The sequence below is a fragment of the Runella defluvii genome (assembly GCF_014195535.1).
In the GTDB taxonomy this organism is placed as follows: domain Bacteria; phylum Bacteroidota; class Bacteroidia; order Cytophagales; family Spirosomataceae; genus Runella; species Runella defluvii.
Window position 1 is genome coordinate 455,221 of the sequence record NZ_JACIBY010000003.1, and the last position, 26,227, is coordinate 481,447.

20 protein-coding genes and 3 tRNA genes are annotated in these 26,227 nt (G+C 42.0%); 12 read left to right on the plus strand and 11 right to left on the minus strand.

Annotation, left to right across the window (positions count from 1 at the left end; translation table 11 throughout):
* Nucleotides 1-44 precede the first annotated feature (44 nt).
* On the plus strand, nt 45-878 hold the full coding sequence (locus FHS57_RS09385; protein WP_183972834.1) for a lysophospholipid acyltransferase family protein: 834 nt from the start codon (nt 45-47) through the stop codon (nt 876-878).
* A gap of 46 nt (nt 879-924) precedes the next feature.
* Here the strand turns inward: FHS57_RS09385 and FHS57_RS09390 are convergent, their stop codons facing one another.
* The gene (locus tag FHS57_RS09390; RefSeq protein ID WP_122930567.1) at nt 925-1,305 is read right to left on the minus strand and encodes a co-chaperone GroES; all 381 of its coding nucleotides are present in this window, start codon (nt 1,303-1,305) and stop codon (nt 925-927) included.
* A 21-nt stretch (nt 1,306-1,326) separates the two neighbouring features.
* Entirely contained in the window at nt 1,327-1,875 is a 549-nt protein-coding gene (locus FHS57_RS09395) for a tetratricopeptide repeat protein (RefSeq protein ID WP_183972836.1), read from the minus strand.
* 244 nt (nt 1,876-2,119) lie between these two features.
* On the opposite strand from FHS57_RS09395, the gene FHS57_RS09400 reads away from it, so the two are divergent.
* Nucleotides 2,120-3,307: an acyl-CoA dehydrogenase family protein gene (locus FHS57_RS09400; protein ID WP_183972838.1), complete on the plus strand. Its 1,188-nt coding sequence runs from the start codon at nt 2,120-2,122 to the stop codon at nt 3,305-3,307.
* Nucleotides 3,308-3,407: 100 nt separating this feature from the next.
* Entirely contained in the window at nt 3,408-5,069 is a 1,662-nt protein-coding gene (locus FHS57_RS09405; protein WP_183972840.1) for an ArnT family glycosyltransferase, read from the plus strand.
* Here the strand turns inward: FHS57_RS09405 and FHS57_RS09410 are convergent.
* The 3 genes from FHS57_RS09410 to tilS form a co-directional block, all read right to left on the minus strand.
* Complete coding sequence (locus tag FHS57_RS09410) at nt 5,066-5,560, minus strand: dihydrofolate reductase (protein WP_183972842.1); 495 nt, start codon at nt 5,558-5,560, stop codon at nt 5,066-5,068. The two genes, FHS57_RS09405 and FHS57_RS09410, sit on opposite strands and share 4 nt — an antisense overlap.
* A 223-nt stretch (nt 5,561-5,783) precedes the next feature.
* Nucleotides 5,784-8,108: an OmpA family protein gene (locus tag FHS57_RS09415; RefSeq protein ID WP_122930562.1), complete on the minus strand. Its 2,325-nt coding sequence runs from the start codon at nt 8,106-8,108 to the stop codon at nt 5,784-5,786.
* Between the two features lie 144 nt (nt 8,109-8,252).
* On the minus strand, nt 8,253-9,587 hold the full coding sequence (gene tilS, locus FHS57_RS09420) for a tRNA lysidine(34) synthetase TilS (protein ID WP_183972844.1): 1,335 nt from the start codon (nt 9,585-9,587) through the stop codon (nt 8,253-8,255).
* A gap of 96 nt (nt 9,588-9,683) precedes the next feature.
* On the opposite strand from tilS, the gene FHS57_RS09425 reads away from it, so the two are divergent.
* Nucleotides 9,684-10,859: an AGE family epimerase/isomerase gene (locus FHS57_RS09425; RefSeq protein ID WP_183972846.1), complete on the plus strand. Its 1,176-nt coding sequence runs from the start codon at nt 9,684-9,686 to the stop codon at nt 10,857-10,859.
* A gap of 55 nt (nt 10,860-10,914) precedes the next feature.
* Here the strand turns inward: FHS57_RS09425 and FHS57_RS09430 are convergent, their stop codons facing one another.
* Together FHS57_RS09430 and pdxH are read right to left on the minus strand one after the other, a co-directional pair.
* Nucleotides 10,915-11,925 (minus strand): NYN domain-containing protein, encoded by a 1,011-nt coding sequence (locus FHS57_RS09430; RefSeq protein WP_183972855.1) that lies wholly within the window; start codon nt 11,923-11,925, stop codon nt 10,915-10,917.
* Nucleotides 11,926-11,967: 42 nt separating this feature from the next.
* On the minus strand, nt 11,968-12,612 hold the full coding sequence (gene pdxH, locus FHS57_RS09435; RefSeq protein WP_183972857.1) for a pyridoxamine 5'-phosphate oxidase: 645 nt from the start codon (nt 12,610-12,612) through the stop codon (nt 11,968-11,970).
* 102 nt (nt 12,613-12,714) lie between these two features.
* On the opposite strand from pdxH, the gene FHS57_RS09440 reads away from it, so the two are divergent.
* The 6 genes from FHS57_RS09440 (at nt 12,715) to FHS57_RS09470 (ending at nt 20,081) form a co-directional block, all read left to right on the plus strand.
* Nucleotides 12,715-14,571: a DUF349 domain-containing protein gene (locus FHS57_RS09440; RefSeq protein WP_221225583.1), complete on the plus strand. Its 1,857-nt coding sequence runs from the start codon at nt 12,715-12,717 to the stop codon at nt 14,569-14,571.
* Nucleotides 14,572-14,639: 68 nt separating this feature from the next.
* Nucleotides 14,640-14,712 (plus strand) — tRNA-Thr (locus FHS57_RS09445).
* Nucleotides 14,713-14,770: 58 nt separating this feature from the next.
* Nucleotides 14,771-14,843: transfer RNA gene (locus FHS57_RS09450), tRNA-Thr, on the plus strand.
* A 48-nt stretch (nt 14,844-14,891) separates the two neighbouring features.
* A tRNA-Thr gene (locus FHS57_RS09455) sits at nt 14,892-14,964 on the plus strand.
* 1,087 nt (nt 14,965-16,051) lie between these two features.
* The gene (gene gyrA, locus FHS57_RS09465; protein WP_183972861.1) at nt 16,052-18,571 is read left to right on the plus strand and encodes a DNA gyrase subunit A; all 2,520 of its coding nucleotides are present in this window, start codon (nt 16,052-16,054) and stop codon (nt 18,569-18,571) included.
* Nucleotides 18,572-18,641: 70 nt separating this feature from the next.
* Nucleotides 18,642-20,081, plus strand: a complete 1,440-nt coding sequence (locus tag FHS57_RS09470; protein ID WP_183972863.1) for a tetratricopeptide repeat protein — start codon at nt 18,642-18,644, stop codon at nt 20,079-20,081.
* A 76-nt stretch (nt 20,082-20,157) separates the two neighbouring features.
* Here FHS57_RS09470 and FHS57_RS09475 read toward each other — a convergent pair whose 3' ends face one another.
* Nucleotides 20,158-20,517, minus strand: coding sequence for a hypothetical protein (locus tag FHS57_RS09475; protein WP_183972865.1), 360 nt, complete (start codon nt 20,515-20,517; stop codon nt 20,158-20,160).
* Nucleotides 20,518-20,747: 230 nt separating this feature from the next.
* On the opposite strand from FHS57_RS09475, the gene FHS57_RS09480 reads away from it, so the two are divergent.
* Entirely contained in the window at nt 20,748-21,356 is a 609-nt protein-coding gene (locus FHS57_RS09480) for a hypothetical protein (protein ID WP_183972867.1), read from the plus strand.
* A gap of 477 nt (nt 21,357-21,833) precedes the next feature.
* Here the strand turns inward: FHS57_RS09480 and FHS57_RS09485 are convergent, their stop codons facing one another.
* On the minus strand, nt 21,834-22,358 hold the full coding sequence (locus FHS57_RS09485) for a helix-turn-helix transcriptional regulator (RefSeq protein WP_183972869.1): 525 nt from the start codon (nt 22,356-22,358) through the stop codon (nt 21,834-21,836).
* A 457-nt stretch (nt 22,359-22,815) separates the two neighbouring features.
* Complete coding sequence (locus FHS57_RS09490) at nt 22,816-23,628, minus strand: 2,3,4,5-tetrahydropyridine-2,6-dicarboxylate N-succinyltransferase (protein WP_183972871.1); 813 nt, start codon at nt 23,626-23,628, stop codon at nt 22,816-22,818.
* A 639-nt stretch (nt 23,629-24,267) separates the two neighbouring features.
* On the opposite strand from FHS57_RS09490, the gene gap reads away from it, so the two are divergent.
* Nucleotides 24,268-25,281, plus strand: coding sequence for a type I glyceraldehyde-3-phosphate dehydrogenase (gene gap / locus FHS57_RS09495; RefSeq protein WP_122930549.1), 1,014 nt, complete (start codon nt 24,268-24,270; stop codon nt 25,279-25,281).
* A gap of 267 nt (nt 25,282-25,548) precedes the next feature.
* On the opposite strand, the gene trmB is transcribed toward gap, so the two are convergent.
* Entirely contained in the window at nt 25,549-26,211 is a 663-nt protein-coding gene (gene trmB / locus FHS57_RS09500; protein WP_183972872.1) for a tRNA (guanosine(46)-N7)-methyltransferase TrmB, read from the minus strand.
* Nucleotides 26,212-26,227: the final 16 nt, after the last annotated feature.

Genomic DNA, 26,227 nt, shown 5'->3' on the forward strand with positions numbered 1-26,227 from the left:
TCAATGGGGTAATAGCTGTTGGCGACCTTTTACTTTTATTCGATATGGCTTCCGAACGACCTATTTCTCGGTATAGTTTTTTGCCTAAATGGCTTTCGTGGCTCGATTTTTTGGGGTTTCTCGAAAAAGACCCTTTTGGCAATTCGTTGTTTATTAAACGATTACTGATTTCAGGAATTGGCTGGTTTACCTATTGGCGATTTACGGTAGTCAACAAAACGGTGATTGAAGGCATTGAGCACCTTGAAAACCTTCCCGATAATAATGTCCTTTTTCTGTCGAACCACCAGACGTATTTTGCGGATGTTATTTCGTTTTACCATATTTTTTCGAGCGTAAAGTGGGGTTTTAAAAGTACCATTGTTCCCCCTTTGTATTTGTTGGCACCTCGGGCTAGAAGTTATTATGTGGCTGCGAGTGAAACCATGAAAGCGGGCATAGTTCCCAAACTGTTTGGTTTAGGTGGAGCGCTGACAGTGGAGCGCTCGTGGAGGGCAGAGGGGAAAAACGTAAAAAGAGAACGTGACTCAAAAGCGGGTGATAAAGTGTATCAAGCATTGGGGCACGGTTGGGTAGTGAGTTTTCCTCAGGGTACAACCAGCCCGTATGCACCCATCCGAAAAGGAACGGCGCATTTGATTTTAGAAAACAACCCGATTGTTATTCCAGTGGTTATCAATGGTTTTCGACGTGCCTTTGATAAAAAAGGATTGCGTTTTAAAAAACGTAATACGACTTTGACCGTTCGTTTCAAAGCACCCATTGAGTTTGATCAATCAATGTCGGTAGAGGAAATGGTTGAGCGAATTCGAAAGGAAATTGAGCAAGAAATTCCCTACGATAAAATGAAATGGATGCAGGGAGAAGGGGAAGGATAGCTGCCTACTTCTCAAAATGAGTGAAAAGCAGGCAGCTCGCAATGTTTTATGTGAATAAATCTTCGATGCGTTCGAGCATCAAAATAGATGCCTGTGGGACAATGACGTATTTCTCATTGTTAAAAACGACATCAATCGCATTTCTCTGAAGGTAAATGGCAACATCACCCTCTTGGGCTTGAAGCGGCATATACTTTACTTTTTCTTCAGTTTCTTTCCAAGGCTCATCATCGGTTGGCGTTGGGATAGGATAGCCAGGGCCTACTTTGATTACATAGCCACTTTGAACTTGTTCTTTTTCGGTAACGGTTGGGGGTAAATACAAACCTGTCGGGGTCTGATCGACTGGATTTTTAGGACGAATCAATACGCGGTCGCCTACGACGATGAGGCGTTTTAATTTGTTATCGGAGGTAATTTCGAGCATAGGTCGATTTATAAAAAGTTGTTATATTTTAATACTTCGTCGAAAGGGTGGTTTACTGAGCACAAATGCAGCATCTTCGTCGCCAAGCTTGACGGCTTTTTGGAGGTCTTTCTCCGCTTGTGAATGTTGGTGTAATTTGAGTCGAGCTAAGGCTCTCCACCGCAGAGACTCTGGCTCTTCTCCCCTTGAAAACCATACGGCTTTGTCAAAAGACAAAAACGCATTATCGAATTCTCCCAGTCTAAACTGCGTTATTCCTCGATCAAGGTGAACATCAGGGAGGGTATTGTCAAAACTAATGGCCTCCGAAAAATCATACAAGGCCGAATACAAATTGTCTTCTTTCAAATTGCACTTGCCACGGTAGGCATAAGCTACTGCCGATTTTCGGTGGGTCTTTAACGCTTCGTTAAAAAAATCAAATGCCTTGCTATACTCTTGACGTTGAAAGAGTTCGATACCTTCTGAAAACCGCTTTTTGTCTTTTTCGCTGGGGGTGTCGTGATCGGTGAGATGGTACCGCAACACCAAATACGGGATAAAAAGTAAGATAAGCAGTAAGGTTTCCATACGCAATCAAGGTGTCAAGTGTGTATCAAATTTACAATTTATTAACGCGTATTTTAGAATTTGGGTTTAAGGAATGTAGAAAAATTCCGCCAAAACTTACAAACCCACTACCTATAAATGACGTTTGTTGCTTGATTATCCTTGACGCATTGTGGTTTTGGGTTGATTTTGTGGTATTTTTGATGCCAATTCTTCATTAACAAAGCAACTTAATTTTGTCACGCTAAACACCTGTCCAAAAATCATGAGTACTACTTCCTCAACAACGACAAGCTACACAGATTTTTATCAAATTGATGATTTATTGACCGAAGAACATATTCTTGTCCGTGATGCGGTTCGCCAAATGATGGCGCGCGACGTGCAACCTATCATCGAAGAGTATGCGCAGAAAGGGACTTTTCCCGCCCATTTGATTAAGAATTTTGCGGAAATTGGTGCGTTTGGTCCAACCATTCCTGTTGAATACGGTGGTGGAGGGTTAGACTATATTTCGTATGGATTGATTACCCAAGAAATTGAACGTTGCGATTCGGGTATGCGTTCGACGGTTTCAGTTCAAAGCTCGTTGGTGATGTGGCCGATTTATGCCTATGGCTCAGAAGAACAGCGAACAAAATATTTGCCCAAATTAGCATCGGGTGAAATGATTGGCTGTTTTGGTTTGACCGAACCCAACCATGGTTCTAATCCTGGCGGAATGCTGACCCGTATTACGGAGGCGGGCGATCACGTGATTCTCAACGGGTCAAAAATGTGGATTACCAATTCTCCCGTAGCGGATATTGCGGTGGTATGGGCCAAAAATGAACAAGGACGTATTCAAGGGTTGATTGTAGAACGCGGTATGGAAGGTTTTACTACGCCCGAAATTCATAATAAATGGTCGTTGAGAGCGAGTGCAACGGGAGAGTTGGTGTTTGATAACGTAAAAGTTCCGAAAGAAAATATTTTGCCAAACGTCGATGGGCTGCGCGGGCCGTTGGGTTGTTTGGATAATGCCCGTTATGGAATTGCGTGGGGAGCGATTGGGGCAGCCATGGATTGTTACGAAACGGCGCGTCTCTACGCGCTTGAGCGGGTTCAGTTTGGAAAGCCCATTGGCGGGTTTCAATTACAGCAGAAAAAATTGGCCGAAATGCTTACCGAAATCACCAAAGCGCAATTATTGGCGTGGCGATTGGGAACATTGAAAAATCAAGGCAAAGCAACAACGGCCCAAATTTCGATGGCCAAACGTAACAATGTAGAAATGGCTTTAAACATTGCACGGGAGTCTCGGCAAATGCTTGGCGGAATGGGTATTACGGGCGATTTTCCGATGATGCGCCACATGATGAACTTAGAGTCGGTCATTACCTACGAAGGTACGCATGACATTCATTTGTTGATTCTAGGAAATGAAATAACTGGAATACAGGCGTTTAAGTGATGATTTTAAAAACCACATAAGACATATAAGGGATTATAAGAAAACCTTCTATGCTCTTATATGTCTTATATGGTTCAAAAATAACCCACAAATCTAAATTATGAATTACAATCGTTTATTGCCATTTGCGGCGTTGCTGGTGGTGTATTTAGTAGGAGCATTTGGTGTTGATATTATGGATATTGATGCCGCCCAATATGCCTCCATTGGTCGCGAAATGGCCGATAATAACGAATTTTTAGAAGTACAATTTCGAGAAAAAGACTATTACCTCGATAAACCCCCGTTGCTTTTTTGGGTGACAGCGATGATTCTCAAAATCTTTGGGGCGACCAATTTTGCGTATCGTTTGGTTCCTATTCTGTCCACCTTGTTGGGAATTTATGCCATTTACCGTTTTACCAAAATATATTACTCAGAACAAACGGCCTACATTGCCGCCTTGGTCATGGGGAGTTGTCAGGCGTTTTTTTTGATGAACCACGACGTTCGTTGCGATACTTTGTTGACCAACTGCGTGACAGTTGCGATTTGGCAATTGGCAGAATACCTGAAACACCGAAAATGGTCTCATTTTATCGGTGCGTTTGTATTTGTCGGACTGGGAATGTTGGCCAAAGGGCCCATCAGCGTCATTGTTGTTGGGGCTGGTTTTTTTGTTGATTTTGCGCTAAAACGTCAATGGAAAAATATTTTTGACCCTCGCTGGCTCATCGGAATCTTCATTGTCGGCATCGTTTTGGTGCCGTATTGCATTGGATTGCAACGTCAATATGGCTCACACGGCTTGTACTTTTTCTTTTGGGAACAAAGCTTTGGGCGGATTACGGGCGAGAACGAATGGAACAATAGCCCAGGTTTATTTTTCCAATCGCACAATTTCCTTTGGAGCTTTTTGCCTTGGGTGTTGGCTTTTATTCCAGGGCTGGTTGATTTTATTCGAGAAATAATCCGCAATAAATTCCGCCTAGACGCCTCACAAGAAGCCATTTCTTTGGGTGGTTTTGTGTTGCCTTTTATGGCGCTTTCTACTGCCCAATATCAACTGCCGCATTATACATTTGTAGTATTTCCGTTGGGTGCCGTCATCACGGCGCGGTACTTGAGCAAGCTTATCGAACACCCTTCCATTGGCGCATTTCGTTGGGTGAAAATTGGGTTGATTGTAACAACTTGCGTTATGGGATTGGCCATTTTGATTTTGTCAACCTGGGCTTTCCCGCTCGAAAATATTTTTTTGATAATCGTTTTTGGGCTGTTGGCAGTACTGATTGTTCAGCTGTATAATAAAAAACGCCCCGCATTTTCGCAGCTCGTTTTTGCGCCACTACTCACTGCCATCGCCGCCAACTTGGTGATGAATGGACATTTTTATCCATCTCTTTTACGTTATCAAACAGGCTCAGTCGTTGGGCAAGAAGTGGCAAAAATACACAAAGCCGAACTCCCAAATTTTGTCATTTATGACTTAGCACCCGAGGGAGAATATAACATTTTTCACAGCGCGCTGGACTACTACACGAGCCGAATTACTCCCGTGATTCGTACGGCATCTGCCCTTAAAACGGAGACCTCAAAACAGCCGAAACTGGTCTATACAGATGAGCAAGGATACACGTCGATCAAGGCTTCTGGTAGCGTTTTTGAGGTAGTAAACCAGTACCAAAATTTTCACGTGACGGGCTTAACTTTACCTTTTTTAAATCCAGCGATGCGCTCTACCGAGACTCGCCCGAGGTATTTGATTCGGATAAAATCTTAATGCTTTCGTTCGTAAACTAAAAATTCATACGAATATAAATGTGACGAGTCGGCAGGAAATTCTTGCCGACTTTTTATATGGAAATCGGTTTCATTGAACGCAGGGAAAAACGCATCTCCTTCAAAAACGCCGTGTACCAAAGTGAGGTGGATGCAGTCGGCGAGCGGGAGAGCTTGACGGAATATTTCTTCACCACCAATGACAAAAACTTCCTTATCTTCCTTGCAAAGTTCCAGTGCTTCTTCCAAACTACTAGCCCTTTCAAAGCCTTCATCAAGGGGGAAATCTGCTTGGCGAGTAATGACAAAATTCCCTGCTTTGGACCAAAGTCGGTCGGGTGTATCATAACTTTTTCGGCCCATAATCATTCGACAACCTTCCGTAACCTTAAAAAAATTAGCCCAGTCATTGGGTAAATGAGGCCAAGGAAGTCGGCCTTTTAATCCGATAGCACGGTTTTCGGACATGGCAGCAATGAGTGAAATTCGCATCGAAAGTAAGTTTAAAATCGTTTGGTAAAACTCAGTAAAATACAAAAACTAACAGTGTTAGAAAATAGAATACTTGTAAAATAAAATAGGGTAATAAGCTGATAATAAAACAAATGATGTTTAGCGCCTATATATAAACAAAACGGCGAGGCAAAATGTTGCCCCGCCGCTTGCTTCCTGTACTTAACTAACACTTTTTTATCTTTGTGTCGCTATTGAGCGCTTATTTACCAATGGCTTCTTCGCCTGTTCCTTTTACTGACAGAATCTTAAATTCGGTACGGCGGTTGAGGCGGTGGTCAGACTCAGCACAATCAACTCCGTTGCTGCAATCATTGACAAGTTCTGACTCTCCGTAGCCGCGTGCTTCCAAGCGTGAAGGAGTAATTCCTTTGCGAACCAAGTAATCAAAAGCAGCTCTGGCACGGCGTTCCGACAAGCGCAAATTGTAGGTGTCACTTGCGCGGCTATCGGTAAACGAACGTAATTCAATCATCATTGTTGGGTACTTTTTCATCAGCGCAACTACCTTGTCAAGTTCGCGGGCAGCTTCTGGTCGGATGAAGAATTTGTCGAGATCATAGTAGATGTTATCAAGCGTAAAAACGTCGCCCGTTCCATACATACTCAAATCGCTTTCTACTACTTTGCGTTTGTTTTTCTTGTTTTTATTAATCGGTTGTTCGTTGGTTGCCAACTCATCACCTTCGGCGCGAAGGGCGTAGTTACGGTTAGGGTCAACCTCAAATTCGTAACCCCCATCTGGCCCCGTTACGACTGTTTTTTCTTTGCCTGTTTTCTCATCACGGAGTGTCACTTTTACCCCTTCTTGCGGTGACTGATTTACCTCGCGTTTTACCGTACCACGAAGGATTGTATTCTCACTTTTGTTAAGATAAATCGAAACGCTCATCTGTGGTTTTGACGACTGCGTCATGGTTGAAAACAACACATTGTTGGTGGCGTATCCTTCCTTAATGGCTTTGAAGTCATAATCTGTTTGGGCTTCTAAGCAGATTTTAGTTGAGCCATCAATCCCCGTTTGTTGAATGTCTTGGTTCGAGCCATTTTTTACAATTCGTACGTCAGCACCTTCAATGGGAGCACCCGTTTTGGCATCATACACTAGGATGTCGAGTGGGCGGCAAGTACGACGGAAACTGTAAAGGTTGTCATCCGAAACACCTTTGGCACGGTTTGAACTAAAGTAGCCTGTGCCACGGTCTTTGTCGGTAATAAGACCAAAGTCGTCTTTCTCAGAATTGATGGGAGCACCTAGGTTTTGAACACCTTTGTAGGCAATTCCGTCCTTCAATTCGGCGTAGAAAATATCAAGTCCACCCAAGCCTTCGTGGCCATCAGAAGCAAAATAAAGATTACCACCACTATCAATGAACGGGAACATTTCGTTACCTTCGGTATTCACTTCTTTTCCAAGGTTGACAGGCGTACTCCACTGACCTCCGTTGTATTCTACCACGTAAATATCGGTACCGCCGTAGCCACCTGGCATGTCAGAAACAAAATACAACTTAGTGTCGTCGGGAGAAAGCGCAGGGTGGCCGCATGAGAAGTCGTTGTTGTTGAAAGGCAATTCTTTTACATTTCCCCAATCTTTGTTCTTTTGGTCAGCGATGTAAAGTTTCAATTTATTTACGCCATCGCTACTTTTCTTTGCTTTACCGCTGTTATAGTTGTTGCGGGTAAATACCACTTTTGTATAATCTTTGAAAAAAGAGGCGGGGCCTTCGTGGTATTTCGTGTTGAGCGTACGGCTAAATTTCTCTGCTTTTGTTGTGGGCAAAGGTAAATCCTCACTTGTCGAGGCCGCTTCCGAGAGCGTACCAGAATTGCCATCTTTGGCAGCACCACTCAACGAGGCCGTTGAATTGCGATATACTTCGCGAACGCCCTTGAGGGCTGAAGTATCGGGTGCAAAATACAAATCCAAGAAAGGTGTTTGGTTCCAGTTGAAAACGCGTTTGATCACGCCTGATTCGGCACGGGCAGAAACAAACACCAAACCACCTTTGTAATACATGGGGCTAAAATCAGCCTGACGTGAGTTCACGGGGAGGTATTCTACCCGATACATGGCCGAATCTTTGTAAAAACGATTCATGTCCATGTACGTGACCGTAAACTTGCGTCCTCGTAAGTCGGCCGATTGTGCCTCCGCGTATTTGCTGTACATACGCTGCGACTCGCGGTATTTGCTGTTGCTGGCGAGGGCTTGTGCGTAGTAGAGATAATTGCGGCTGTCGGCGTCAGGGAATTTTTCGACCAATTCCGCATAAATACGTTCAGCATTTCGGGTGTCTTGAAGACGTCGATAGCTGTAAGCTAATTTTTCGAGCGCTTCTTTTCGCTCGACGGGGTCAGCTTTTTTGTCGTTTCGAATAAACTCTTCATACCCACGCACCGCGTCGGCATAACTGTAGTCGTCGAATGCTCTGTTGGCCGAGCGTAGTCGGGCACTTTGGGCGAATAAATTGAGCGTTAGCAGGGTTAGAGCAAATCCCAACGCCATTTTAACTACGGTTTTCATTGTGTGTTATTAGTGTTACAGTAGCAGGAAAACAGGATTTCGCAAAGGGTACTCCAAATACTGTGCCAAAAGAAGTGAGCGTAGGGGCTAAGTTACAAAAAAATAAAAAAATATTTTTAGATAGCACTTGTAAATAGTTGTTTGTTAGGTGGTTGTGTCAAACTGAAATGCGCAAATTGTTAAACTGTTTTCCGTTGCTTTGTACCGCTCATCAACGCGATGACCCACCAGCCACACAATGTCATTGGCCGATTCCAGTACCCATACCTTTGATTTTAGGCTGCGGGGAATTTTAGAATCTATCAAAAAATCACTCACTTTCTTTCGTTTTCCCTGCATCCCCGACGGACAAAACCAATCGCCGTTTCCCCACGGTCTGAGCCGCAAAGGGAAGGTTAGTTTGTCAAAATCAAGGTAGGCGCTTTGTGCAGAACCAAGAGAAATTGTTGCAAGCGAGTTCAATTTATGCCATTGTAGTTTTCCTTCCTGAAACGCCACTTCACCCGAATCAGCGGGAAGCAAAATAGGAGAGGGGGCCGCAGAAGGTCGTGGGGTAAGGAGCCAATGGAGGCGGTCATTGACCAATTGATGCGAAGCAGATAAAAATTGTTTTCCAACCGACTGATTTCTTTGTTGCCAAATGAGGACAGCCTGGGTGTAAGAAAAGCCATATTCTGTTAAATGATAATTCAAGTGCTCCGTCGGGCTACTTACATTTTCAAGAACCGCTTTGTTCAGCCACACGGCGTCGTTTTTTGTTGAAACAAAGAGGCGACTGGTAGCGTCGATACTTTGGGCCACTATTTTTTCTACATCTTGGATTCTTTCGGCCATTTGAAAAGCCGCCGCCGCTACTTGTGGATTAAGGTCACGAAGAACTGGTATCACATCATGCCGTAGCCGATTGCGCACATAATCGACCGACGTATTGGAGCTGTCTTCCCGCCACGTAAGTTGTTTGTTAGTTAGAAAAGCGTTGATTTCTTTTCTAGTGGCAAACAATAAAGGTCGGACGATGACGCCATTTTTGGGAAGAATACCATGAAGACCCGCCAAACCTGTCCCACGGGTAAGGTTGAGTAAAATTGTTTCTAGCACATCGTCTTGGTGGTGCGCGGTCAGAATAAAGTCATATTGGTGTTGAGCTCTTATTTTTTCAAACCAATCATACCGCAAATCACGGGCGGCCATTTGGGTCGAAATTCCGTTGTCATCGGCGTATTTTTTGGTTTGAAAGCGTGTAGTATAAAAAGGTACTTGATAGGTTTGGGCAAGGGTTTTGACAAAATGCTCGTCTTGTTCGGATTCTTCGCCGCGCAACTGAAAATTGCAATGAGCAATGGCGAATGAATAACCAACATCGTGACAAAGCTGGGCAAGTACGACGGAGTCTATGCCACCGCTCACCGTCAACAACAGCCGATTTTCGTGGGTAAAAAGTGCTTTGTCCTGAATAAATTGTTCAAAGGCTTGTTGCATACAGCAAATGATTAGAATGACGGTGGCAAAGGTAAATGAGATTTGGCTAGGAATCTTCTTTGTACCTAAACGCTCATTTATTATTACTTGATACAAATGGAACCACTGGCCCGTGAAGCATTGACCGAATGGAAACGAATTCTTGCCTATTGGGAAAAATACGCTCCCGATTACGAACGTGGTGGGTTTCATGGCAGGGTCAATTATGACAACAAACCTGTGGTGGATGCCGCTCGCTCAGTCATTCTTACTAGCCGTATTTTGTGGACTTTCTCGTCGGCGTACCGTTATTTTCACCGTCGCAAGTATTTGGTATTGGCTGACAGGGCATACCATTACCTGTACAATCATTTTCGGGATGTGCAAAACGGCGGTGTTTATTGGTCAGTTACTGCAACGGGCGCTCCCCTTGATACCCGCAAACAACTTTATGCCCAAGCGTTTGCCATTTATGGAATCAGTGAGTATTACGCTGCTTCAAAATTTCAGCCTGCGCTAGATTTTGCCAAAGAGCTTTTTCAGGTGGTTGACAAGCACGGGTACGATGAAGAATTTGGCGGGTATTTTGAATCATTTGGCACAAAATGGGAAGCTGTTGATGACTTGATTCTCAGTAAGATGCCTTGGAATAAATCTCAAAACACGCATTTGCACCTCATCGAAGCCTTTACCAACTTGTATCGGGTTTGGCCCGATGTAGTATTAAAACAACGTGTCGGACACTTGCTCGATATGTTTCTCGAAAAGCTCATTGATTCTGACACCCACCGACTACGGCTTTTTTTTGACCAACGGTGGTCACCCCAAGCGCAAACGATTTCATACGGCCACAACATTGAAGCGTCATGGTTGCTGTGGGAAACTGCTGAAGTATTGCATGACCCATCTCGCACGGAATTGGTAAAACAAAAGTGTATCAAAGTAGCCACGGCAGCCTGTACAGGACTGGGAGCGGATGGGGCTTTGCATTACGAATTTGACCCTGCAACCAATCACCTCAATCAAGAGCGTAGTTGGTGGGTATTGGCAGAACAAATGGTGGGTTTTTATAATGCGTATCAGTTAACAAAAGAAACTCATTATAAAGAGAAAGCTGAAAAAAGCTGGACGTTTATTAAAAAGTACTTCATTGATAGTCAGCGAGGAGAATGGTATGGGTCGGTGACGCCCGAATTGACATCAATCAAAGGAGATAAAATAAACTTCTGGAAATGTCCCTATCATAACAGTCGGGCTTGTTATGAAATGGTAAGAAGGTTGAGCGAAAAATAGCCTAAAATAAGCGCCCGAAACTAGAAAAGTCTCGGGCGTTTGGTAAGTAAAAAAATTAGCTACCCAATGGATGAAGATGTTTGAATGCCTCTAAGACAAAAACGTCATAACCCACCGCACGTCCACCTTCTTTTTCTTCAAGGGTAAACTGTACGCGGTCGCCGACAGTGAGGTCATTAAAATCAAATTCACGAAGACTTGTATAATGAAAAAATACATTGTTAGGAGGGTATTTGATAAACCCAAAACCATCTTTTAATGATAAGATGGTGCTTTCTTGGCGTTGCTCAGGGTCAAATTCTAGTGCTTCGGAAGTTTCTCTGATTCCTTCATCGGAAGCACCATCGTGTTCATTCCCCTGCTCGCCATCTACGGTGGAGTTTTCTTCTTGTTTCGGGAAAAACTTGATTTTGTTTCGAGGTACAAACAGCTGATTGGTGAGGGCTTCGTTGCGGCCATTGATGATGTCGTGCATCGCAATAGGGTAGGTAACTTCCGAGAGGAGGTCTTGGGAGGTACGCGTAAAAAAGCGATTGCCTTCTTCATCGGTATATTCAAAATCCCAACCCAATACCAAAACGCGCGTACCAAGCGTATTTAGTTTACGGACCAAAGGAACGTAATCGCCATCAGCAGCAATAAGCACCAAAATGTCAAAACGTTTGTAAAAAGCCATCTCGAACGCTTCGAGAGCCAACCAAACATCAATGCCTTTTTCGTATTTTTTGCCAAGTACACTTCTGACGGGCAAGTAATGGGTCGTAACCCCTTCAGACATAAGAATATCGTCAAAAACCCGCTCATAGTACAGCAAATCACCACGTTGGCTGGCTTCTCCTGCCGTCAGACGACCTCTAAAATAGTGAGCATCAACAATCTGGCAGAGTCTTGGAGTACTTCCTTCTAAATCCGCTACTTTTTGTCGAATAAAATCGTGTAAGCCATTAATACTAATACGACTGCGGCGTTCGTGCGTGTAGTTATAATAATTACTTACGTGTAAAAAATAATTTCCGTCATAAAAGACTCCGATTCTAGTGAGGTCTTTAGGAGTTTTGTAAGGCATACTTTTTAGTGATTAAATAGGTATAATTGATACATTTTTTTGCTAAGGAGAAAGTCTTTCTAGTTTCCATTCGTTTGATTCATAAGTATAGCATAAACGGTCGTGAAGACGACTAGGGCGTCCTTGCCAAAATTCAATTTGATGAGGAAGCACACGATACCCACCCCAATGTGGTGGACGAACAACGGCTTGGTTTGCAAATTGAGCTTCTAACTCCGCCCATTTTTCTTCTAACACCTTACGGTCGGCGATTGTTTGGCTTTGTTCCGATACCCAAGCACCGATTTGACTCCCACGTGGCCGAACGGCAAAATAAGCATCAGACTCCGCCGTTTCTACTTTTTCAACCTTTCCAATAATCCGAACTTGTCGTTCTAGTTCGGGCCACCAAAAAGTAAGAGAAGCGACAGGGTGCTGGGCCAAATCATCGCCTTTGTGGCTAAGATAATTGGTATAAAAACTAAAACCGCGTGCGTCCACATCTTTTAATAAGACAACACGACCGTGGGGATACCCATCCCGACCAATGGTACTTAACACCATTCCGTTTGGCTCAAGGACTTGAGAAGCTAGAGCTTCGGCAAACCAACGCTTAAATTGATCAATTGGGTTTTCTAAAACATCTTCTTTACGCAATCCGTTTAGCGTATAATCTTTGCGAAGATGAGCAATTGTTGAACTATCCATTTGGAAGAAAAATAACTATAAATGAAAAACAGGCTTTAAAACACCGAAAAACGGCTATAATTATTATTTTTGCAAATCTAAGCGATTACGACCAAATTTACGATGATTAACGACGGAGCAGAACTTAGCGAAAGCGAACAACTCACTCAAGCGAGTGTAGAGGCCATGGAAGCGTTAGAAGTGGCTGATGAACAGGTAGTTGACTATGGTCAACTAAGCAGAAAAGACTTTGTTAGTTTGTTGGAAAGTCAGCTTGCATTGGCCAAAGGCGAAAATGCAAAACCTGCTGACTTTAAACGTACCGATGAGGTATTGAAAGAAGCGAAGGTCCATTTTGACCAAAGTAAAAAAACAGAGCGTGAGGAAGCCTTAAAAAAATATTTGGCTGAAAACGAGTCTGAAGATGGCTTCGAATTCAAACCTGACGAACTGACGTTGCAATTTGATGCGCTGTATCGCCAAATTAAGGACGTAAAAAATCATTACTTTCAGGACCTCGAAAAATCAAAGGATAAAAACTTTGCCTCAAAAACTCAGTTGCTCCAACGCTTGCGCGAATTGGTAGAAAACGATGAGAGCAATACTACGAATCCTGGGTCAAGCTGGCAAGAGTTTAAAAAAATTCAGGACGAATGGAAAGCTGCTGGAAACATTGCGTCGCCACACAACAGCACGCTTTGGGCAACCTTCCACGCGTTAATTGACCGATACTACAGTAATCGTAATATTTACTACGAGTTGAAGGAGCTTGACCGTAAGAAAAACTTACAGCAAAAAACCGAACTGGTAGAAAAAGTAGAGTCTTTGGCGAAGTCGCTCGAAAATGCGACCTTGTCTAAAGCCGTATTAGAAGAGGCAAATGCGCACTTTGACGAATACAAGCACATTGGCCCTGGCCCTAAGGCGGAGCAAGAGGTGTTATGGCAACGTTTAAAGTTGGCCTTGGATGCTATTCATGATGCTCGTCGTGCCCAAGCGGATGCTCAGAAACACGTATTGGCTCAGAATTATGAAGTAAAATCGAAAATATACGAAACGCTCGTTCCTTATACTTCATTCACATCAAGCAGCATCAACGAATGGAATGAAAAGACCAAAGAAGTGGTGGCTTTGCAAGAACAGTGGGTGAACACTAAAGGGCAAATGCTTCGTGAAGAAGGACGTGAGTTGAGTAAAAAATTCTGGGCAACGCTCAAAACTTTTTTCCACAATAAAGGCGAGTTTTTCCGTCAGTTAGAAGCTAAGCGGGAGCAAAACTTAAAATTAAAAACCGAGTTGTGCGAAGCAGTTGAGGCTATCTTAGAAACTTCAGAAGATTCGTCGGCAAATACGGATAAGGTAATTGCGTTACAAAAACAATGGAAGCAAATTGGGCAAGTTCCTGAGAAATTCAAAGATTCAATCTTTGAACGCTTCAAAAAAGCATGTGATGCGTATTTTGACCGTAAGCGTGCCAAAAACTCTGAGATTGAGCGTGAGTTTACCGAAAACTTGAGCTCGAAGCAGGCGTTGTGCGAAAAGATAGAGGCGGGTGCCAAAATCGAAGGCGCTAACTTGAAAGAATTGAACGCATTCAAGTCAGAATGGTCAAGCATCGGATTTGTGCCTAAGAAAGACATGCAAGCCATTAACAAACGTTACATCGACGCGGTTAATTCGTATGTAAGCGCTATTGGTAAACTTTCACCAAAAGAGCGCGACCAAGTGATGATTGATAATGATTCTTCAAACTCGAACGAAGGAGACTCGCGTAGCCTTCAGCGCAAAGAATCAGATATTCGTCGCCGCATGACCCAAATTGAAAACGATTTGACCATCTGGCAAAATAACATCGAATTCTTCGGCCGCTCTAAAAACGGTGAAAAAGTTCGTGCAGAATTTGAGAAAAAAATCATTGTTGCCCAAAAGCAACTCGCTGATTTAAAGCAACAACTAAAAATTGTTCGTGAAGCACTCTAAAATATTTTAGAAAAAAGTAGCGTTGTATTATTAAAAACGCTACTTTTGCACCACGAAAAAAATGGAACGCCTCCATAGCTCAGCTGATAGAGCAACTGACTTGTAATCAGTAGGTCGCTGGTTTGATCCCGGCTGGGGGCTCTAAAGAGAATATCAACGAGATAATCTCTCTTGGGTAATACCAAATTTTTAATACAATGCCTCCATAGCTCAGCTGATAGAGCAACTGACTTGTAATCAGTAGGTCGCTGGTTTGATCCCGGCTGGGGGCTCTTTAAAGATTTTCGACGAGACTATCTTTTTTCAATTTTTAAGGTAATGCCTCCATAGCTCAGCTGATAGAGCAACTGACTTGTAATCAGTAGGTCGCTGGTTTGATCCCGGCTGGGGGCTCGCAAAGGCTACGAATTTCGTAGCCTTTTTCTTTTTAAAATTGATTCGATGAAATAAACGCCTCATAGCTCAACTGATAGAGCAACTGCCAGGAACGCCTGCCGCTTGTAATCAGTAGGTCGCTGCGGGGTCGCCCCTGCGATTTGATCCCGGCTGGGGGCTCGTAAAGGCTACGAATTTCGTAGCCTTTTTTGTTTTAAAATTGATTTGATGAAATAAACGCCTCCACAGCTCAGCTGATAGAGCAACTGCCAGGAACGCCTGCCGCTTGTAATCAGTAGGTCGCTGCGGAGCCGCCCCTGCGATTTGATCCTGGCTGGGGGCTCGCAAAGGCTACGAACTTCGTAGCCTTTTTTGTTTTAAAATTGATTTGATGAAATAAACGCCTCCAAGCTCAACTGATAGAGTAACTGCCAGGAACGCCTGCCGCTTGTAATCAGTAGGTCGCTGCGGAGTCGCCCCTGCGATTTGATCCTGGCTGGGGGCTCGCAAAGGCTACGAACTTCGTAGCCTTTTTTGTTTTAAAATTGATTTGAAGAAATAAATGCCTCCAAGCTCAACTGATAGAGCAACTGTCAGGAACGCCTGCCGCTTGTAATCAGTAGGTCGCTGCGGGGTCGCCCCTGCGATTTGATCCCGGCTGGGGGCTCGCAAAGGCTACAAAATTCGTAGCCTTTTTTGTTTTAAAATTGATTTGATGAAATAAACGCCTCTATAGCTCAACTGTTAGAGCAACTGAACTTTTTGTTTTTTGTACATCTCCTCACTATCTTGGTCTTCTTGATGAAAAAGATTCCATGAAACGTGTCGCTTTAGTTATCTTAATGTTTGCTGTAGCACTCACATTTGAAGGGTGTTGGTACCGTCAGTGCCCTATCAAAGGATGCAAAGTGAAATACAATCACAGTCATGGAAAGCGGGTGGTGCGCGGTAGAGGCACATTACCCAAACCTTACCTGTTTGGAATGCCAAGAACAAAAGCTGAAAAGCGCAGCCAAGCCTCCGAAAAACGGGGTAAACGTCGCTAATTTTGCCTATCTAAAGTATTTGGTGTATTTTTGTACATATAAGCATTTAAATTTAATTTATGTCAGAAAACACCAGCAACATTATCCCAATTAACATCGAGGAGGAGATGCGGACGGCCTACATTGACTATTCAATGTCGGTAATTATCTCGCGTGCCCTTCCCGATGCCCGCGACGGACTCAAGCCCGTCCACCGACGGGTGCTTTATGCTATGTTTGAATCGGGCTTCCTGCACAATCGCCCCTACAAAAAATCGGCACGTACGGTCGGGGACGTAATGGCGAAGTATCACCCACACGGGGATTCGTCCATTTACGATACCATGGTTCGTATGGCGCAACCTTGGTCGTTACGCTATCCATTGATTGATGGTCAAGGAAACTTTGGTTCGTTAGATGGAGATTCGCCCGCAGCGATGCGTTATACCGAGTCACGTCTCAAGCGCATTGCAGAAGAAATGCTGGTGGATATCAACAAAGATACCGTCAATTTTCAACCAAACTACGACGATTCGGACGAAGAGCCAAGTGTTCTTCCTGCCAAACTTCCCAACTTGCTCCTCAATGGTTCATCAGGGATTGCGGTAGGTATGGCGACTAACATGGCACCTCACAACCTCACCGAGGTTCTTGATGGTACCATCGCCTACATTGATAACAACGATATTACCGTTTCTGAATTAATCCAGTACGTCAAAGCGCCAGATTTCCCAACAGGTGCGATTATTTACGGATACCAGGGGGTTCGTTCTGCTTACGAAACAGGGCGTGGGCGCGTAGTGATGCGTGCAGTGGCAACTTTTGAACAAACCAAAACGGGACGCGAGCAAATCGTAGTGACTGAAATTCCGTACATGGTCAATAAAGCAGATATGATTAAACGTATCGCTGATTTGGTCAATGAGAAAAAATTAGAGGGAATTTCAGCCATTCGCGATGAATCTGACCGCGAAGGTGTTCGTATCGTATTTGAGTTGAAAAAAGACAGTATCCCAAATATTGTTTTAAACCACTTGTACAAATACACCCCATTGCAGTCTTCGTTTAGCATCAATAACGTTGCGCTTGTAAAAGGACGTCCTGCACTGCTCAATCTCAAAGACCTAATCAAATACTACGTTGAACACCGTTTAGAGGTTGTGACGCGTCGTACGCAATTTGAACTCAAAGAGGCAGAGAAACGGGCACACATTTTACAAGGTTTGTTGATTGCCTTAGACAATTTAGATGCGGTCATCAGCCTTATCCGTAGTGCCCGTGACCCAGAAACCGCCCGTAATGGTTTGATTGAGCAATTCAGTTTAAGCGAAGCCCAAGCTAGAGCCATTCTCGATATGCGTCTTCAACGTTTGACGGGTATGGAGCGTGATAAAATCATTCTTGAGTACGATGAGTTGATGAAGTTAATTGCTGATTTACTGGATATTTTGGCAAATGAACCTCGTAAATTCCAAGTTATCAAGGACGAGCTTGCCGAGCTTCGGGCACGATACGGCGACGAAAGACGCTCAAAAATTGAGTACGCTGCCGAAGAGTTTGCCGATGAGGACATGATTGCGGACGAAGAAATGTTGATTACCATTTCGCACCAAGGTTACGTTAAGCGTACCCCTTTGAGTGAGTACCGTACCCAGGGCAGGGGAGGAGTGGGGTCTCGTGGAGTTACTACCAAAGACGATGACTTTACCGAACATTTGTTTTCGGCAACTATGTTGAACTACCTTTTGATTTTTACTGAGTTTGGTCGTTTATATTGGCTAAAAGTGTATGAAATCCCCGAAGGTTCAAAAGTATCAAAAGGCCGACCTATTCAAAATCTTATCAACATTGAATCGGGTGATAAAGTACGTGCCGTAATCAACGTGCGTACGTTAAGTGATGCAGATTACATCAATAACAATTACTTGATTATGTGTACCGAATCGGGTACCATCAAGAAAACCCTCCTAGAGGCCTATTCACGTCCACGGGTTAATGGAATCATCGCCATCTCAATCAATGAGGGAGATCGCTTGTTGGATGTAGCCCTAACCAATGGTGATAACGAAATTGTCATTGCCTCAAAAGAAGGTAAAGCCGTTCGATTCCACGAAAGCCGCGTTCGTCCGATGGGTCGTACCGCAGCTGGAGTAAAAGGGATAGAATTGGGTGAAGAAGGAAACAACAAAGCGATTGGTATGCTTTGCGTGAGTGGTACTGATAAGCAACTTTTGGTAGTTTCAGAAAATGGGTACGGAAAACGTTCGCCAATCGAAGATTATCGGGTTACCAACCGTGGAGCAAAAGGGGTAACTACCCTCAACATCACTGATAAAGTTGGAAACCTTGTTGCCATCAAAGAAGTGAGCGAAACCGATGATTTGATGATTATCAACCGTTCTGGCATTGCCATTCGGATGTCGGTTCAAGAAATTCGGGTGGCAGGTCGCAATACCCAAGGGGTTCGCCTTATCAAACTCAGCGACAGTGACGAAATTTCGTCGGTTACTCGGATTGAAAAAGATGAATTGGAGGAAGAAGAAGGGTTGATAGCGGACAACACCACTGAAGCACCTGAATCAACCGAAACGACTGAATAACAATAAACCTAACGAGTATCCGTTTTTTGCACAAATTTTCAACTTAACACTTAACACAACGAATCCAAAAATGAAGAAGCTGTTTTTAATGTCTGCTTTCGGATTGTTTACCGTTTCTGCCTCGGCTCAGGTGGACAAACTTTTGTTAGAGCAAAAGAAAAAAGACAAAGAGAAAAGTGATAAAGCAATTGCAGATCCAAAAGCGGCTGCAAAATCTTCAACCTGGTTAGATCGCGGTAAGCTCTATGATGAAATCGCTCGCTTATACACAGAAATGGACTCAAGTGCTGCAATGGTGGCCTATGATTCTTTCAAAAAAGCAGTAGAGGTGGATGCGACAAAGCCAGGAAAAGTAACCAAAGAAGCCCAAAAGTTTTTAACAGGTGGTACAGATGACTCTGGTGTGAACTTGGGGCAAGCGCTTGTTAAACAAGGAGCTGAGAAGTTTCAAGTGAAGAATTATGCAGGTGCTATTAAATTTTTTACGGTAGCCCAAGAAGTTAATCCAAAAGATACCTTAGCACCATTATACGGAGCTTATAGCGCCATGCAAAGCCAAAAAAATGATGTGGCGGCTACAATGATGGAAAGCTATATCGACAAAGGAGGTAAAGATGCCAGCAACTATTCGTTATTGGCTCAGTTATACCGGGTAGAAAAGCAAAACGATAAGGCGCTCAAAATCCTTGAAAGAGGAATGACAGCGCTTCCAGCAAGTAAGGCTGCTTTTAAGTCAGAGCAAGTAAATGTGTACTTGGATATGAATAAAATGACAGAAGCTAAGGCTGGTTTGAAAGAATTGATTGAGCTTGATCCTAAAAATGCCCAATATCCGTTGAACTTGGGTATCATCAATGACAACGAAGGCGCAGTCATTGCCGCTGAAATTCGTAAATTGAAAGATGGCGCAAAAAAGACGACTAGTGTAGAACGTAAAATCAAAGATGCAGAAGAGACTGATAAGGTTTTTGCGGATGAAATTAAGCGTATTGCTGGTTTAATTGCAAAACAACCTAAAAATGCGGATTTAAAGCGCCAAAAAACTGAAGCTGAAACCAAGCAGAAGGAAAACAAAGTAGAGTGGGAAGCCGCTAAAGCAGAGTTAGCAAAAGCAAAAGAAGAAGCGGCTGCTTTGGGGGATGTAAGTGCAAAATTAGCGGATTTGACAGCCAAGCAAAATGTATCACGTGCGGCAGCTAAAGAAGCCTACGACAAAGCATTGAGCATTGATGGCAACAATTATGACGCACTTTTCAATTTAGGCGTATTTTATTTCAACGAAGCAGTTGAAATGAAAGCTGTGGTTGATGCGATGGACATGAAAGACTACAACACGAAAGGTAAAGAAGTAGAAGCCAAAGTGTGTGGTAAATTTAAGCAAGCACAACCTTACTTCGTGAAGGCAAAAGCCATCAAAGAAGAAGAGCAAGTGGTAGAGATTATGAAGCAATTGGATACTATTTTGAAGCAATTTGAAGAGAAAAAAGTTGTTTGTGAAGAAGCAAAATAACCAAAATTAACTTCATTAAAATTAAAAAGCAGCATCTGAACGATGCTGCTTTTTTTGTGCGTGGGAGGGGAGGGGGCTAATGTAAAACCTTGATTTCTTGGATATTAATCTCGTCAAATTCGGGAGTTTTACCCCAGCCACACGTGACTTTTTTCTTCTTCCCAGTGAGTTCAAAGCTCATTTCGACTTCCAGAACGTAAATACCATATTGATCTTTTGCTTGCGAGATTAAGGCGTTTACTTTCTCATTAGAAGCATCGTTGGCAACATAGGAGCCAATTTCATCGGTCAAATTTACTTCAAAGTGCCAGCCACAGCCATCAACTGCGAGTGCATTGACAAGTTTTGCTTTTGTCAAAACATGGTTAGGATTTACATCAGACTGACAAGCCGTTATCAAAATGCCTAAAAATAAGGTGATTATGATGGTTTTCATGGGAATATGTAATGGTTCAAAATTAGTTTATACAAAGTAAGAGAAAGACGTGTTTTTGTATAAAAAGGTTGTAAATACAGTGCATTTAAGGCAGAGGTTAGAATAGTAAATGTTTTATTTAACATAATGTAAATTATAATACATTTATTTCTTTCTCTTTACAGGTAACTATAGGATAAAATAACAATATATAGGTACAATAGAATAGAGATAATGGTGTAAAAACTTATTTGAAAAAAACGACCAAGAATGTCAAGAAGCGTCGTCAGCAAATGCCGATGCCAACGGATATTCAGGATTATTTTTTTAATAGCGACTCAGCGAGCGCTTATGAAAAAGCCCAAGAACATTTTCCCGTTGAGCAAAACCAGAGCATTCGACATCTTCATGGAAAGTACGAACGGTATTACTTAGATGAAGAGCGAAAATTAATTATCAAGGATTTGGTAAGTATAGGCTCCGACGGTAAAGTGATTGTACGGTCGTTGAACGGGATTTATAAAGGAACGGGAACGTATTTTATGAATGCGACGCTCTCCATCAATTTGGTATCGATTAATGACGCGGAATCTTTCTGCGCCCAGCTACTGGCCTACGTAGGTCGGTTTAGCTACGATGACATTGAGTGCCTTTATACCATTTGTTCGACCATTGATGGGCATAATGTTCCTATTGCTCGAATGGAGGTTTTGCTGCCTGCCGATACTTTTGGATTGTTACCCGAGCACATCAAACTTGATTCGCAAGGTTTTTATAAATTGAACTTTAAATACCCGCATCTCTTAAAAATTTTACAAGCGCGGCAGTTGCGTTCTCAAGGGCGTGTTACCTGGCCCTAAACCCCACTCTTCTACCCTTTTGAAGTGAAAAAAATAAGCTATTGATAATGAGATAGTTATGTATTCACGTGGAACATTTGTGAAACATGTGTGAAACTATTATTTGTAATAGTCTGATAGCTAGTGTATTATGAAGTATTTGTACTGTTTCATGAACATAAAGTCTATTTAGTCTGCATATTAATATTTTTTAATAATTTGATGATAGAATGCTCCCCCATTGAGGATAAAAGCAAACACATTTTTTAGCAAAGCAATGCGGTTTGATAACTTTCAAATAATCAATAAAGAGCCACCTAAGCGATTTAATCATAAAAGGAATCCATTTTTATATCTTGATATTTTTAACCGTTTTATGGGCTTAAAAAGTTAAATAAAACTGATTCCAAATCAAGATTCGCAAGCGCTTTTGGTAGATACTTTTAAAGTTAAAATCAAAAGCGCTTGCGTGATAAACAGGGTAAATTGAAGCGGAAACTACTGACCAAGTAATTGATTTATCTTAGAGTTAGGATCGACGGGAATTACTTGGGAACTTCCATCGTCATAAACAATGGTTATAAGCACCGCCTTGCGAGGTTTTGAAACTTCACTGGAAAACGAAGTTGCGACAGGTTCTTGCTTGATTTGTGAAGAACGAGAATCCACTGTAGCTGTAATCTTGTTCGACTTCTCTTTTTCACGCAATTCTGACGCCGTTTGTGCTTGAAGTTTTGCACCTCCATAGCCCTGATTTTCAATGAGTTTAGCTATTATTTTGTCCTCTTCAGGGGTCTGGGTTTTAAACCAATCGAAGCTGTATTTTGGGTTCCAAGCCACTATTTTCTCCAAAATGTCCTGACTTGGGCGATTTCGGTAGGCTAAGATGTGAGAAATGGTAGAACGTTGCACATCGATAGCGTCCGCAAACTGGGAAGCGTTCAAATGGTTTTCATCAAGGATTACCCGTATTTTATTATTTTTTAGAAAGCGAGTGTCGGTAAAATCGGAATAGATTGCCATAGAATTGTAAATAGTTATTATTTACACAAATGTAATAATATGTAAACAATAAACAAATATATGTTTACATGAGTAATATAATGTTTACTAAAGTTAATTGATTTGTGGTTACAGGATGTTTACATATTTGATTTTGCGCATTTTTGTAAACACTTGTAAATGAATGCAACTATCTCATTTATAGGCAGTTGATTTTTGTTTACGGCAATACCTTGTGTAATTGCCGTAAAATGGCCTTTTCGAGCAATTGAAAAAAATTTACCATAATTTACTTGTAAACATTGTAATTTGGATTTATGTTTGCATCAACAATTGCTGAAGATAGCAGAGGTAATTCTCACTATTGGAAGAGTTTGCTGACACGACAGTAATTTTTATGGGGTAATAGCACAAAAAAAGAGACACTTATAGTGTCTCTTTTTTTATAATGCATAATAGTCCCTCTCTCCTCGCCTGCTTAAACAGCAACGTTATTTTCTCTGAGAGCATCATTAAGCGATGTTTTTAAGTCGGTACTGGCCTTTCTTTTGCCTATAATTAAAGCACATGGCACGTGATAAGTGCCCGCTGGAAAGGTTTTTGGATAACTTCCTGGAATAACCACGCAATCGTCAGGAACGTATCCTTTGTATTCGATGACGGTATCACCAGTCACATCCAAAATTTTTGAGCTACCAGTAATGGTTACTCCCGCTCCTAGAACTGCACGCTTTCCAATGTGAGCACCTTCTACTACGATACAGCGTGATCCAATAAAAGCACCATCTTCTATAATGACAGGCGCTGCTTGTGGTGGTTCCAATACGCCACCTATTCCTACGCCTCCACTAAGGTGCACGTGCTTTCCAATTTGGGCACAACTACCAACAGTTGCCCAAGTATCGACCATCGTGCCTTCGTCAACGTAGGCGCCGATATTAACATAAGAAGGCATGAGAATAACCCCCTTTGCTAAATACGCTCCAAAGCGTGCTACAGCTGGTGGTACGACCCGTACGGCTAAAGCGTCGTAGCCAGTTTTTAGTTTCATCTTGTCGTGGTATTCGAATATACCAACTTCCTTTAGCTCCATTTGACGGATGGGGAAATAAAGGAGGATTGCTTTCTTAATCCAGTCGTTTACTTGCCATCCTTCTGCTGTTGGTTCTGCAACTCTGATGTTTCCATCGTTTAAGGCGGTGATAACTGTTTCTACTGCCTTGATGATTTCTGGGTCTTTGGTGAGTTCTCTGTTCTCCCAAGCAGCTTCAATTTGTACTTTTTCTTTCATTCTTGATTAAAGTTGTACTTCAATTAAATTAATCTAACCTTCTGATATAGGTTTATTTAAGGTTATAACACTCTTAATTTCTTTAATATGCAAAAATGTACTTTTCTATAGGATTATATTATTTCGTTGCTTGTAAATGTGTCTTGTGGCTTTTATGTCCTTGTTCAGCGTTTCTTGCACTGTAGTTTCTGTGATACGTATGTTTCAATGCTTTTACCTTCTTTTGGGTTTATACTGTAATTTACTAATAAATACACTCTTTTCCAACTTTACGTCTGTTTTACTCTCCTACTCTATTGTCTATTTGTATCCATTCGTTTTGGTTTATATTTACTAATGCTTGTTATAATCCTTTTTAGCCAAATTGTAGGTTTAGTATTTAATTTAGCACCATTATCGACTAATTAGTAGGATTATTAGCAGTATACTAAGCGTTATGCTAAGTATTTAGCAATAATACTGCATAAATACTAAAAATACGTCTATTTGTTAGTAAAAAATACTAATATCTACTAAAGTGAGGTAAGCTGTTTTATCATCATATTGCTAAAAAATAATCCTTTAACAAATAAAAAAGAAATAAGTATCTTTGCCCATGAAAGTAAATAAAGATGTCCCATTAAACCACCAAAAAGCAAAATGACAAAAGTAAAAGTAGCAATCAACGGCTTTGGACGTATTGGAAGATTAGCATACCGTCAGATTTACAACATGCCAGGCATTGACGTAGTAGCTATTAATGACCTTACTAGCCCTTCTGTACTAGCCCATTTGCTAAAATACGACACAGCTCAAGGTAAATTCAACGAAACTGTTACATCTACAGATAATAGTATTATCGTTAATGGTGAAGAAGTTACTATCTATGCTCAAAGAAACCCCGCAGAAATTCCTTGGGGAGCACACGACGTGGATGTAGTATTAGAATGTACTGGTTTCTTTACTGATAAAGCCAAAGCAGAAGCACACATTACTGCTGGTGCAAAACGCGTTGTTATCAGCGCCCCTGCTACTGGTGACCTTAAAACGATTGTTTTCAACGTTAACCACTCTATCTTGGATGGTTCTGAAACAATTATTAGCTGCGCAAGCTGTACAACCAACTGCCTTGCTCCGATGGCAAAAGCATTAAACGACAACTTTGGCATCGAAATTGGTAGCATGACCACTGTTCACGCTTATACAAACGACCAAAATACCCTTGATGCTCCTCACCCTAAAGGCGATTTGAGACGTGCTAGAGCTGCTGCCTCTAACATTGTTCCTAATAGCACAGGTGCCGCTAAAGCAATAGGCTTAGTATTGCCTGAACTAAAAGGAAAATTGGACGGCGGTGCGCAACGTGTACCAACAATCACTGGTAGCTTAACAGAATTGACTGTTATTTTGAATAAGAAAGTAACGCTTGAAGAAGTAAATGCTGCAATGAAAGCCGCTAGCAACGAAAGTTTCGGATACAACGAGGACGAAATCGTAAGCAGCGACATCATCGGTACTTCATTCGGTAGCTTGTTTGATGCAACGCAAACAAAAGTTGTTACAGTTGGTGACAAACAATTGGTGAAAACAGTAAGCTGGTACGATAACGAAATGAGCTACGTAAGCCAGCTTGTTCGTACAGTTAAGTTTTTTGCACAATTGATTTCTCAATAATTCGAAAAATCCTCTCATTACATTGAGAAAAATCAGCTTTTGATTTCTATTGTAATAAGGGTTCCCTCATTTAAAAGGGCTTTCTCATGATTGAGAAAGCCCTTTTTTTATGGCCCTCTCCTATTCCTTTCCTCAAAACACATTCAGTTAACTAGTTGATAATAAGATACTTATTTTTATAATGAAAATTTATTCATATTTGAATATTTATTCATTTATGGAGAAAGAAAAAAGGTGCATTCAATGAAGAAGCACCTTTAGATCCATTTAATTTCTCAAAAAACGTCCCCTCAAATAGTGAACAGGAAAGCCTTTTTCTGTAAAAATTTTCTCAAAACGGGTCTTAATTCCGAAGTGCTCGGCGTGTAATTCTGACTGATAAAGGTCAAAAGTGGCGACCAAATCATAAAACCCAAACTGCCCAAGCTCCTCTAATGTAAAGTCAAAAAGCTCTCTATTATCTGTTTTTAAATGCAAAAGCCCATCTTTTTTAATAACAGCCACGTATTTCTCCAGGAAGTGAGGATGCGTTAATCGACGCCTCAGGCTCTTTTTAATATTGAACGGGTCAGGAAAAGTTATCCAAATTTCGGCAACCTCCCCTGCTTCAAAAAAGTTTTGGAGAAACTCAACATTCGTTCTTAAAAAGGCCACGTTTTTTAAACCAAGTTCCATAGCCTGCTGACTGCCTATCGCCAAGCGGTCTCCTTTGACATCAATGCCAATAAAATTCTTATCTAGAAAAACTTGGGCCAATCCGACCGTATATTCACCTTTTCCACACGCCAATTCAAGCACAATGGGATTATTGTTCAAAAAGTAGGTTTCGTTCCATTTTCCTTTAATGGTTTCAAACAAGGGCTTCCCTACCTCTAATACATTGGTAGCCAGCGCATTTGCAGCAAAACGTATAAGTTTCTGACGGCTCAAGATTTTAATATTTAAA

Bases quoted from the DNA above. Each gene is read 5' to 3' on its own strand.
- FHS57_RS09390 (WP_122930567.1), bottom strand. From the start codon at position 1,305: ATGCTCGAAATTACCTCCGATAACAAATTAAAACGCCTCATCGTCGTA.
- FHS57_RS09440 (WP_221225583.1), top strand. From the start codon at position 12,715: ATGATTAACGACGGAGCAGAACTTAGCGAAAGCGAACAACTCACTCAA.
- FHS57_RS09385 (WP_183972834.1), top strand. From the start codon at position 45: ATGGCTTCCGAACGACCTATTTCTCGGTATAGTTTTTTGCCTAAATGG.
- FHS57_RS09470 (WP_183972863.1), top strand. From the start codon at position 18,642: ATGAAGAAGCTGTTTTTAATGTCTGCTTTCGGATTGTTTACCGTTTCT.
- FHS57_RS09410 (WP_183972842.1), bottom strand. From the start codon at position 5,560: ATGCGAATTTCACTCATTGCTGCCATGTCCGAAAACCGTGCTATCGGA.
- FHS57_RS09405 (WP_183972840.1), top strand. From the start codon at position 3,408: ATGAATTACAATCGTTTATTGCCATTTGCGGCGTTGCTGGTGGTGTAT.
- FHS57_RS09425 (WP_183972846.1), top strand. From the start codon at position 9,684: ATGGAACCACTGGCCCGTGAAGCATTGACCGAATGGAAACGAATTCTT.
- pdxH (WP_183972857.1), bottom strand. From the start codon at position 12,612: ATGGATAGTTCAACAATTGCTCATCTTCGCAAAGATTATACGCTAAAC.
- gyrA (WP_183972861.1), top strand. From the start codon at position 16,052: ATGTCAGAAAACACCAGCAACATTATCCCAATTAACATCGAGGAGGAG.
- tilS (WP_183972844.1), bottom strand. From the start codon at position 9,587: ATGCAACAAGCCTTTGAACAATTTATTCAGGACAAAGCACTTTTTACC.
- gap (WP_122930549.1), top strand. From the start codon at position 24,268: ATGACAAAAGTAAAAGTAGCAATCAACGGCTTTGGACGTATTGGAAGA.
- FHS57_RS09430 (WP_183972855.1), bottom strand. From the start codon at position 11,925: ATGCCTTACAAAACTCCTAAAGACCTCACTAGAATCGGAGTCTTTTAT.
- FHS57_RS09490 (WP_183972871.1), bottom strand. From the start codon at position 23,628: ATGAAAGAAAAAGTACAAATTGAAGCTGCTTGGGAGAACAGAGAACTC.
- FHS57_RS09415 (WP_122930562.1), bottom strand. From the start codon at position 8,108: ATGAAAACCGTAGTTAAAATGGCGTTGGGATTTGCTCTAACCCTGCTA.
- FHS57_RS09400 (WP_183972838.1), top strand. From the start codon at position 2,120: ATGAGTACTACTTCCTCAACAACGACAAGCTACACAGATTTTTATCAA.
- FHS57_RS09485 (WP_183972869.1), bottom strand. From the start codon at position 22,358: ATGGCAATCTATTCCGATTTTACCGACACTCGCTTTCTAAAAAATAAT.
- FHS57_RS09475 (WP_183972865.1), bottom strand. From the start codon at position 20,517: ATGAAAACCATCATAATCACCTTATTTTTAGGCATTTTGATAACGGCT.
- FHS57_RS09395 (WP_183972836.1), bottom strand. From the start codon at position 1,875: ATGGAAACCTTACTGCTTATCTTACTTTTTATCCCGTATTTGGTGTTG.